Source organism: Rhodoferax sp. (assembly GCF_039922535.1).
Taxonomy (GTDB): Bacteria; Pseudomonadota; Gammaproteobacteria; order Burkholderiales; family Burkholderiaceae_C; genus Rhodoferax_B.
Genome location: NZ_JBDTEM010000335.1, coordinates 1 through 10,100 on the forward strand (window position 1 = coordinate 1; position 10,100 = coordinate 10,100).

The following is a 10,100-nucleotide window of genomic DNA, read 5'->3' on the forward strand; positions in this document are numbered from 1 at the left end:
CCGCCCATCCGCCCACAAAACGTCCACAAAATGGAGGATAAATTTAAACAAAAAGTGGCTCTGGCGCAGGTGCTGCCTGCGCAGGCAGCTATCAACTCGATAGCTTTGACGCGACGGGATGGCGCGGGGCCCAATGGCCATTCAAGCCTTCTCCGCCCCTGTCGAATTCAACCTGGGTGCTGCGACAACACCAGTGCGGTGTAGGGGCCGATGCTCAGCGGCGCGTGGGCCGCCAGACCGTCGCGCGCTTCGGGCAGGGCATCGAACGACGCGCTGCCGTGTTGCTGGAAGTCGGGGCTGTAAAAGCGGGAATCGGTGTTCACCCGCACCCACCAGGTGCCCGCCTCGGGCAGGCCCAGCAGGTAATCGTCGCGGGCTTCGGCGGAGAAGTTCAGTACCACCACCACATCGTCGCCCGCGCCATGCTCGCGCCAGCGCTGGAAGGCGATGACGTTCATCGCGTCGTTGACGTGGAACACATGGCAGCCTTGCCCGGTCAGGCCGCGCGTCAGCCCGTCGCGGTTCAGGCGGACGCGCACCAGGTCGTGGTACAGGCGCACGATGCCGCTAAAGCTCTCGTTCTGGTGCCAGTCCAGGGGTACATCGTCGCGAAACCATTCGCCCTGCAAAAACTCCTGGCCCTGGAACAGCATGGGAACGCCGGGCGAGGTAAATACCAAGGCGGCGGCCAGGGTGGAGCGCTTTTGTGCGTACCAGCCCTCGGCATCGCCGGGGTTGACTTCTTGCGGCACGCGGGCCTTGCCGTTGGCCACCTCGTCGTGCGACTCGCTGTAGACCACGCGCCGGAAGGCGTCGTCGTTGTAGCGGTAGGCGATGGCATCGCGCACGGCGGCCATGGAGCGGTCGGCGTCATTGGGGGTGATCACGCTGTGCCGCACCGGGTGCACAAAGCAGGCGTCCCACTGCGCATGGAAGCCAGCGCCGCCTTCGTCCACCTGGGCAGTCATGCCCTGGTTTTCGCGCAGGTCTTCGGCGATGGTGATGGCGTGCGGGTGGCTGGCCCGGATGTCTTTGGTGATCCACTGCATCAGGCTCCAGGCATCGGGCAGGTCGTCATTGCCCTCGCCGCGGATGGTGCGCATGTACAGCGTCATGTCAAAGCGCAGCCCGTCCACGCGGTATTCGTTGAGCCACATCAGCGCGTTGTCGCGGATGAACTGGCGCACCTCGCTGCGGCCGTAGTCGGGCCGGGTGTCGCCCCAGGGAGTGCTGGAGCGGTCGTCGTTGTAGAAGTAGATGCCGCCTTTGTCGTTTTCGCTCCAGCCGTCAAAGCGCCACAGGTCCAGGTCGCTCGGGCCGAAGTGGTTGTAGACCACGTCGAGGATCACGCCGATACCGCGGCTGTGGGCCTCGCGCACAAAGGTCTTGAAGGCGTCCGGGCCGCCGTAGGCACTCTCTACCGCAAACAGGTGCGCCGGGTTGTAACCCCATGAAAAGTCGCCCGCAAACTCTGCCACCGGCATCACCTGCACGGCATTCACACCCAGCCGCTGCAGGTGGTCCAGCTGCGCGGTGGCCGATGCAAAGTTGCCGGGTGACCCGCTTTCCTCGGCATTGAACGAGCCGATATGCAGTTCGTAAATCACCAGCGCATCGTGCGTGGGCAAGGTGAAATCATCGCCTTGCCAGTCAAAGGCAGCGCTGTCGTACACCACGCCGGTGCCGACCGAATTGGTGACCTGGCGCGCTTGCGGGTCGATGCGGTCCACGCTGCTGCCGTCGGCCAGGGTCAGGTGAAACTTGTACTCCGCCCCGGCCTTGAGCTCAGGGACATCCACCGCCCAATGTCCATTGTCTTCAGCCTGCATAGGGTGCGCGGTGTCTGACCAGTCGTTGAAGCTACCTTTTACGCTCACCTGCTGCGCGCTGGGTGCCCATACGCGGAAGGTGACACCACCGTCGTGGGGCACCGCCCCCATGCCAGAGATGGGGGCCGATGTGGCGGGGCTTGGGGGCATGGAGAACCTTTGTGTGGGGTGGCAGGGACCGGTTTGGACGGCAACTCCGCCCACGTTCATCATAAAAAAACCAACGCGGTTTGGCATGTGGCGATGGGCGCATGCGGATGTAGGTGGGGTCCTACGTGGCCGGGGCGTTGGTCTGTGGAAAGTGACGGCCTTGGCCCGCCGCAGCGCCGGACGTGTCTGTGGGCGGTGGCGCTATTTCAGCTTGTCGTCTTCGCGCTTGGCGTCTTCCATGGCTTCGGGTTCTAGTTCCTCCGCAGAGCGGTTCAGGTGCACGAACAAGCCCCATGCGGCAAGCAAAAATGCCGTCGCCACCAGAATGCTGGCGGCGTAGGGCAACTGGGACGGATCTTCATGCAGTGCCTTGAACGTGGCGACCAATCCCTCGATCGCCAGCGCCACGATCACCACGACGAAGAAGCGAGACAGAAAGCGCCGCACCCGCGTTGGCGCGCTGATGTCCGCGTCGCGGATGACTTCTTCTTCGGTGATGGTTTCGGCAATCTGCAGGGCCACCACGGCTGCCGCCAACAGGCCGACGGCCTCGATGATGGTCTGCGCTGCCGTCTGGTCCCAGTCGCTGACAAAACCCTGCCAGCCCATGCGTGCCGCGATGGCAACCAGCATCAGCGCCGCAAAGGCAAACAAGATGGCCACCAGCGCATGGATGGCGCGGAACAGTTGCAGCAGGGGTTTCATGAACCTATCTTGGCACAGAAGGACTGAACCGCGCACGCGGCCGATTGCCGCATGGTCTAGCCCATGGCGGTCGGGGTTTATCGTGGTTTCGCGAACATCGCCAGATGGCTGTTCAGCGCGCGTCCGGCGGCCAGACCGGCGCGCGTCACGTCGGCCAGCAGCAGTGTGGCGTCGCGCCCGGCCTGCACCAGCCCGGCACCATCGGGTGCGGCCACGCAGCTCAGGCCGTTGTAGGCCAGGTCGCCCTCGCTGCCGCAGAAGTTGGCGTAGGCCACAAACATCTGGTTCTCGTAGGCCCGCGTGGGTACCAGGTGCTGGGCGACGAAGTCGAAGCCTTCCATGTTGGCGGTGGGCACCACCACCAGGTCGGCAGCTTGCAGCGCCAGGCGGCGGGTGTTTTCGGGAAATTCCACGTCGTAGCAGATCAGCAGGCCCAGCCGCCAGCCGTGCAAGTCAAACAGCGGCTCGTCGCCCGGGCCGGGGCGGAACATGCCACGGTCCAGCTCGCCGAACAGATGGGTCTTGCGGTAGCGGCCCAGGGTCTGGCCTTGGGCATCGACGCACTGGGCGGCGTTGAATACTGCGCCGTCGCCATCGTGCTCCGGGTGGCCGAAGACGATGGCGATCTGGTGCTGGCGGGCGATGGCGGCCACGGCCTGTGCCCGCGGGCCGTCGGGGTGCTCGGCCAGCACCGCAGCCGCCGGGCCGCCGATGTTGTAGCCGGTCAAAAACATCTCGGGCGTGACCAGCAGGTGCGCCCCGGCGGCGGCGGCCTGGGCGGCGAAGTGGTCTAGCCGGGCCAGGTTGGCGGGCACGTCCAGCGGCAGGGATTCGCACTGCAACAGCGCTAGCCGTAGATCGCTGGTCACGTCCATCATTCCGGCAACTCCATCGGGCCGATGTCTTTGAACACATCGCCGGGGCCGGGGTTCTCGGCGTGCGTGCGGCCACCGAAGTGGTGCAGGATGCCCCACACCGCGTTCAGCGAGGTTTGCACCGCGCCTTCCACCCAGGCGGGGGTCCACGACACGTCGTCCCCGGCGATGAAGATGCCGCGCTCGCTGGCCGGTTTGTCGTCTTGCATGAAGTGGGCAAACATGCGCTGGTTGTAGCGGTAGTGGCCGGGCAGCGCGCCTTTGAAAGCGCCCAGAAAGTGCGGGTCCGCCTCCCACGAGACGGTGATGGGGTCGCCAATGATGTGGCTGGCAATGTCCACATTCGGGTAGATTTTTTTCAACGCGTCCAGGGCCAGCTTGACGCGCTTTTCAGGCGGCTGGGGCAGCATCTTCAGCGCGTCGCCCATCCAGGCGTACGACAGGCAAATCACGCCCGGTTTGTCGGGCCCGTTGTCGAACAAATAGGTGCCGCGCGTGAGGCGGTCGGTCAACGTCATGCTCAGGGTGTCGCGGCCCGTCACCGGGTCTTTGTCTTTCCAGAACGGACGGTCCACCATGACGAAGGTTTTGCTGGACTGCATGTAGCGCGTGCGGTCCAGCGCCATCCACATTTTTTGCGAAAACAGCGATTCGTCGCAGGCGATCTGGGTGGTCAGCAGCCAGCTTTGGCAGGTGGTGAGCACGGCGGCATAGCTGCGCGTGTCGCCCCAGCGGTCGGTCACGGCAATGTGGCCGTCGTCTTGGCGCTGGATGGCCGCCACACCCGCGCGCGGGGCACCACCGTGCAGGCTGGCCAGGCTGGTGCCTGCGGGCCAGTGGGCCATCTGCTCGGGCTTTTGTTGCCACAGGCCCAGCGGCACCTGGTCGGCCCCGCCGACGATCAGGCGCTGGGTGTCGTCGCAGTTGGTCATCACCACGCGCAAGATCTCCAGCATCGAGTTGGGAAAGTCCGAATCCCAGCCGCCGGTGCCAAAGCCCACCTGGCCAAAGACCTCGCGGTGCTGGAACGACAGCCCGGCAAAGGCTTTGGAGGTGGCCACAAAGTCGTAGAAAGTGCGGTCGTCCCACAGCGGCACCAGCGTGTTCCACAGCGCCTTCAGGGCGGGTACGTCGCGGCTGCGGATGGCGTTTTGCACGGCCTCGAACTGGGCCCCGTCTTCCAGCGCGCGGGCCCAGGCATCGGCCACTTCCTGGAACATGGCGGGCAGGTCGGCCAGCTTTTCGGCGTAGTAAGTCTGGCCTTCCAGATCCACCACCGTGCTGCCGCTGGCGGGCGTGAGCGGGTTGGGAAAAGGCTGGCTGCGCAGGCCCAGCGCGTTGACGTAGTGGTAGAACGCGGTGCTCGACACCGGGAAGCGCATGCCGCCCAGCTCGGCGATCACGCCCTGGCCGCCCTCAAACGGCTGCGAACGCAGGCGGCCGCCCATCTTGGAGGCCTCGTACACCACGGGTTTGAAGCCCAGCTTCATCAGCTCGTACGCGGCCACCATGCCCGCCATGCCCGCACCGACAATCGCCACCTCGGCCCCCAAGTGGTGTGCGGGCAGGCTGCCCAGCCCGCTGGGGTGGGCGATCCAGTCGTCGAACGGAAACGGAAAGTCAGGGCCGAAGATGGTGACGGGCGGCTTGTCGGTGGCGCTGGGGGCGTGGGCTAGTGGCATGGAAAATTCGCAGGTGATCGGTAAGTGATTGGTATAAGCGTATATTCTGCTCAATATTTTGAGCGTTTGGGGAAATAATTGATGTTGGATGGTCCGTTTGACGTGGGGAGCCGCTTGCGCCAGGTGCGCACGGTGGCGGGCTGGTCGCAGCGGCAGCTGGCCGAGCGCGCGGGCGTGCCGTCCAGCCAGATTTCGACCATCGAGCAAAACAAAAGCAGCCCGTCGGTGGCCTCGCTGCGCAAAATATTGAGTGGTGTGCCGTTGACCATGGCGGAGTTTTTCGAGCCCGACCAGCCCCAGGCCGATGCGGTGTTCCATAGCCCGGCCGACCTGGTGGACCTCACCTCCCGCCTGACCCAGCACGCCCCCGGTGCCAGCGGCGACCGCACCCTGACGCTGCGCCAGGTGGGCAATGCCCGTGCCCACAACCTGCAAATCCTGCAAGAACGCTACGCGCCCGGGGCCGATACCGGCGTGGACATGCTGGAGCACGCCTCGCACGAGGGCGGCATTGTGCTCAGCGGCGAGATCGAACTGACCGTGGGTGACCAGGTGCGTGTGTTGAAGGCGGGCGATGCCTATTTGTTCGACAGCAGCCTGCCGCACCGCTTTCGCAATACAGGGAGCAACGTGGTCGAGATCGTCTCGGCCTGCACCCCGCCGTATTTGTAGTTTGCTACTAGATATGTAGCTGCTAGCGCAGGTGGAATATGCGCGAAAGGTCAATTTTGCGTATATTTTTTATGCCCATGCCGTACAAGTATGCATTTCATAAATGAAATTTTGTGTACTAGGATGGCGTGCCAGCGCTTCGTTGCGTGGTCATTCTTTCAGGTTTGCCCTGCGATCGGCAAAGGCTTGCAAATAGCCGTTCATTGCATTTCGGAGAAATTGATGCTTCTGCACAAAACCCATTCCGTCACCATCCGCGCAGGGCTGCGGTGCCCATGCCTGTGTTTTGCGGAGGAGCGCTTGCGAAGGGTTTCCGGATGACTCCGGCCTCCAACGGCACGCTCTGGGCACTCAGCCCAGATGCGCTGTTGGCCATTTCGCCGACCGGGCTCGTCCTGAACTGGAATCCGGCGGCCGAGACTATTTTTGGCTACAGCGAAGGGGAAGCTGTAGGGCAGTCGCTTTTCGATCTGGTCATTCCCAACGACCGTGCCGACGAAGAACTGCGTTTCCAGGCCGAGGCATTGCGCCAGGGCATGGTGGTGTATGAGGCCGTGCGCCGCCGCAAAGACGGCACACTGGTGCACACCAGTATTTCGACCAAGGTGGTCAAAGATGCCGATGGCCAGTTCGCGTACTTTCTCTCCAACAAAAAAGATGTAACCCACCTGAAGGTGCTGCGCGACGCCAAACTGGTGGAAGCTCGGTTCCACGATTTGCTGGAGTCCACGCCGGACGCGATCGTGATGGTCAACGTGACCGGGCGGATTGTGCTGGTCAACTCTCAGGCGGAAAAGCTCTTTGGGTGCGGGCGTGCGGAACTGTTGGGCCAGCCCATCGAGGTGCTGTTGCCCAAGCGCTTTCGCACGGCCCACCTGGGCCACCGGAGCCATTTTTTTCAGCAACCCCGGACCCGCACCATGGGTGCCGGGCTGGAGCTATTTGGTTTGCGCAAGAACGGCGACGAGTTTCCAGTCGAAATTAGCCTGAGCCCCATTGCTACGGAGGAGGGCACCATGGTGATGAGCGCCATACGCGACATCACCGACCGTAAGAAGGCCGACCAGAAATTCAAAGACCTGCTGGAGTCGGCTCCGGACGCGATGGTCATCGTCAACTATGACGGCACCATGGTGCTGGTCAATTCGCAGGCGGTGCAATTGTTTGGCTGGAGCCGGGAAGAACTATTGGGCGAAAAGATCGAAATTCTGGTGCCAGAGCGTTTTCGCCACCAGCACCCGGGTAACCGCGGCGGCTTTTTTGCGCAGCCACGGGCCCGCTCGATGGGTGCGGGGCTGGAGCTGTTCGGGCAGCGCAAGGACGGTACGGAGTTCCCGGTGGAGATCAGCCTGAGCCCGCTGGAGACAGAAGACGGTATGTTCGTATCCAGCGCCATCCGCGACGTGACCGAGCGCAAACGCTTTGAGCAGACCTTGCACGAAAAAAATCGTGAATTGGAAAACGCTGCGCTGGTTAAAGACCGGTTCTTTGCCAGCATGTCGCACGAGTTGCGTACGCCTTTGAATTCCATCATCGGCTTCACCGGCACCCTGCGCATGCAGCTGCCCGGCCCGCTCAACCCGGAGCAGGACAAGCAATTGCGTATCGTCCAGACCAGCGCCCGCCACCTGTTGTCCCTGATTAACGACCTGCTGGATCTGGCCAAGCTGGGGGCCAATAAGTTTGACCTCTCACGCGAGCCGGTGGAATGCCAGGACCTGCTAGACGAGCTGGCCGCGACCCTGCGGCCCGAGGCCGAAAGCAAGGGGTTGGAATTCACGCTGCGGCTGGCCCCGCAGAAATGGGTGCTGCAAACCGACCGACGGGCGGTCAGCCAGATCGTCATCAACCTGCTGGGCAATGCCATTAAATTCACGGAGCGTGGGCGGGTATGCCTGCAAATGGAGTGCGGCTTGGGTGCGGACGGGCAGGTACTGCGCATCAGTGTGGAAGACACCGGTCCCGGCATTCCTGCGGTCGATCAGGGCCGTTTGTTCGAGGCGTTTTCCAGGGTCGAAGCCGCAGACCGGCGCAGGTTCGAAGGCACCGGTCTGGGCCTGCACCTGAGCCGCAAACTCGCCCAGGAGCTGGGCGGCAATATAACCCTGCGCAGCGTGTACGGGCAAGGCAGCATTTTCACCCTTGAACTTCCGCTGGACTAGCGTATGCCCGCCTGCATTCTGGTGATTGAAGACGAAGAGTTCAGCCGAGAGTTGGTGCGTTACCTGCTGGACCAGCAAGGTTATGCCGTGCTGGAGGCGGCAGACGGTGGCGCGGGTGTTCAAATGGCTTTGGCAAGACACCCTGACTTGGTGCTTTGCGATTTGCAGATGCCCGTGCTCAATGGCTATGAAGTGGTGCAGCGTTTGCGCAGCAACCCGCTGTGGCATGTGGTGCCAGTGGTTGCCGTGACTGCCTTTTCCATGCCGGGCGACCGCGATATTGCACTGGCCGCCGGATTTGATGGTTACCTGACCAAACCCATTACCCCCGAGATTTTTGTAGCACAAATCGCGGCCTTCCTGCCACCTGGACTCCGGGCCACAAGCTCGCCAGGCACCTAACTCCTACGGACTGGCCCATGGCAAAAATACTGGTCGTTGATGATCGCCCTGAAAACCGCGAATTGCTGGTGGCATTGATCCGCCATGGCGGCCACGAGCCGCTCGAAGCGGCCGACGGTGCCCAGGCTCTGGCGCTGGTACGTAGCGCGCGTCCGGACCTGGTGATTTCGGACATTCTGATGCCCACCATGGATGGCTACGAGTTTGTGCGCCAACTGCGTGCCGACCCCCTGTGTGCGGCCACCGAAGTGATTTTCTACAGCGCGCACTACCGAGAGCGGGAGGCCCGCAACCTGGCCAGGACCTGCGGTGTGACGCGGGTGCTGGTCAAGCCCTGCGAGCCGGAAGAGATTTTGTTGGCGATTGCCGATGCTCTGGCGCAGCTGCCCGCACCGGTGTCGGTACCAGTGCCGGATACGCTGGAGTTTGACCGCGCCCACATGCGCTTGATGACCGACAAGCTGTCTGAAAAGCTGGAAGATCTGCGCGGCACCAACCGGCGTCTGGCGGCTTTGACCGATCTGAATTTGCACTTGGCCTCGGAGCACGACCCGCAGGTGCTGCTCGACAGGGTCTGCCGGGGCGCACGGGACCTGATGGGGGCCAAGTACGTCCTGCTGTGCGTACAAGGCAAACACCAGGCTGAGCCCGTGTTTTTTGCCAGTGGCATCGATGCCGTGCTACTGAAAACCCTGCAGCGCCCCGCCATCGACCACGGTCTGTTGGGCCAGGTGCGTGCCGAGCGCCGTGCCCGCCGCACCCGTTGTGCCGGCGGTGACCCCGTTTCGGTGGGGCTGCCACCTGGCTATCCGCCGTTGTATGCCAGCCTGGTGGTTCCGGTGGTATCTCTGACCCACGCCTACGGCTGGATGTGCTTGGTAGACAAACTGGGGGCGGTCGATTTCAGCGACGAAGACGAGCAGATTGCTGCCATCCTGGCGGCGCAAGTAGGCCGGATTTTCGAAAATGGCAGCCTCTACAAAGAGGTGCGGGTGCACGCCGAACAACTGCAGGCCGAGGTGGCCGAGCGCAAGCGTGCGGCCGAAGCCTTGGTGGAGAGCAACCGCCGGTTCAACGACATGCTGGGCCACCTGCAAATGGTGTCGCAGATGCTGGACTGCGAGGGTCGAATTACCTATTGCAACGACTACCTGCTGCGCCTGACGGGCTGGCAGCGGGAGGACGTGATGGGCCGTGAATACTTCGGCACTTTTCTGGCCCACGCACCGGATGCCGGACGCAAACGTTTCGCCGCTTTGCTGGCTGAGCAGCCGGGTATGACCCATTTTGAAAGCGAAATCCAGACCCGTAAAGGGGCTCTCCGGTTGATTCGCTGGAACCACACCCTGTTGCGCTCGGTGTCGGGTGAGGTGGTGGGTAACGCCAGCATCGGCGAGGACATTACCGACCAGCGGGCGGCCGAACGGCGGATCAAGCGGCTCAACCGCGTGTACGCCGTGCTCAGCGGCATCAATGCCCTGATCGTGCGTGTGCGTAAGCATGAAGAGCTGTTCCAGGAGGCTTGCCGCATTGCCGTTGAACTGGGCCTGTTCAAGATGGCCTGGATCGGTGTCACTGACTGGGATGCACTGAAGATTTTGCCCATTGCCTCGGAGGGCGTGG

General features: G+C 63.0%; 8 protein-coding genes. 4 read left to right on the forward strand and 4 right to left on the reverse strand.

The annotated features are described in order from the left end of the window. Positions 1 to 167: 167 nt before the first annotated feature. From ABI213_RS15980 to ABI213_RS15995, 4 genes are all read right to left on the reverse strand, one after another. Complete coding sequence (locus ABI213_RS15980; protein WP_348005051.1) at positions 168 to 1,979, reverse strand: alpha-amylase family glycosyl hydrolase; 1,812 nt, start codon at positions 1,977 to 1,979, stop codon at positions 168 to 170. Positions 1,980 to 2,180: 201 nt separating this feature from the next. Further along, a complete protein-coding gene (locus ABI213_RS15985; protein ID WP_348005050.1) occupies positions 2,181 to 2,684 on the reverse strand; it encodes a hypothetical protein in 504 nt (167 codons plus the stop codon). Between the two features lie 77 nt (positions 2,685 to 2,761). Then, a complete protein-coding gene (locus tag ABI213_RS15990; protein WP_348005049.1) occupies positions 2,762 to 3,562 on the reverse strand; it encodes a carbon-nitrogen hydrolase family protein in 801 nt (266 codons plus the stop codon). After that, positions 3,559 to 5,241, reverse strand: a complete 1,683-nt coding sequence (locus ABI213_RS15995; protein ID WP_348005048.1) for an NAD(P)/FAD-dependent oxidoreductase — start codon at positions 5,239 to 5,241, stop codon at positions 3,559 to 3,561. The genes ABI213_RS15990 and ABI213_RS15995 overlap by 4 nt, the downstream gene beginning before the upstream one ends. A gap of 81 nt (positions 5,242 to 5,322) precedes the next feature. Here ABI213_RS15995 and ABI213_RS16000 point away from each other — a divergent pair, with 81 nt between their 5' ends. The 4 genes from ABI213_RS16000 to ABI213_RS16015 all read left to right on the forward strand — a co-directional run. Then, positions 5,323 to 5,913 (forward strand): cupin domain-containing protein, encoded by a 591-nt coding sequence (locus ABI213_RS16000; protein WP_348005047.1) that lies wholly within the window; start codon positions 5,323 to 5,325, stop codon positions 5,911 to 5,913. Between the two features lie 317 nt (positions 5,914 to 6,230). Continuing rightward, entirely contained in the window at positions 6,231 to 8,075 is a 1,845-nt protein-coding gene (locus ABI213_RS16005; protein WP_348005046.1) for a PAS domain S-box protein, read from the forward strand. A 3-nt stretch (positions 8,076 to 8,078) separates the two neighbouring features. Further along, positions 8,079 to 8,477 carry a response regulator gene (locus ABI213_RS16010; protein WP_348005045.1) on the forward strand — a complete coding sequence of 133 codons (399 nt, stop codon included), beginning with the start codon at positions 8,079 to 8,081 and terminating at the stop codon, positions 8,475 to 8,477. 17 nt (positions 8,478 to 8,494) lie between these two features. After that, positions 8,495 to 10,100 (forward strand): response regulator (locus ABI213_RS16015; RefSeq protein ID WP_348027824.1); only part of this gene is annotated, 1,606 nt, incomplete at its 3' end.

What these genes read in the sequence shown, in the direction of transcription:
- ABI213_RS15980 (WP_348005051.1), bottom strand. Translation starts at nt 1,979, where the DNA reads ATGCCCCCAAGCCCCGCCACATCGGCCCCCATCTCTGGCATGGGGGCG.
- ABI213_RS15985 (WP_348005050.1), bottom strand. Translation starts at nt 2,684, where the DNA reads ATGAAACCCCTGCTGCAACTGTTCCGCGCCATCCATGCGCTGGTGGCC.
- ABI213_RS15990 (WP_348005049.1), bottom strand. Translation starts at nt 3,562, where the DNA reads ATGATGGACGTGACCAGCGATCTACGGCTAGCGCTGTTGCAGTGCGAA.
- ABI213_RS15995 (WP_348005048.1), bottom strand. Translation starts at nt 5,241, where the DNA reads ATGCCACTAGCCCACGCCCCCAGCGCCACCGACAAGCCGCCCGTCACC.
- ABI213_RS16000 (WP_348005047.1), top strand. Translation starts at nt 5,323, where the DNA reads ATGTTGGATGGTCCGTTTGACGTGGGGAGCCGCTTGCGCCAGGTGCGC.
- ABI213_RS16005 (WP_348005046.1), top strand. Translation starts at nt 6,231, where the DNA reads ATGACTCCGGCCTCCAACGGCACGCTCTGGGCACTCAGCCCAGATGCG.
- ABI213_RS16010 (WP_348005045.1), top strand. Translation starts at nt 8,079, where the DNA reads ATGCCCGCCTGCATTCTGGTGATTGAAGACGAAGAGTTCAGCCGAGAG.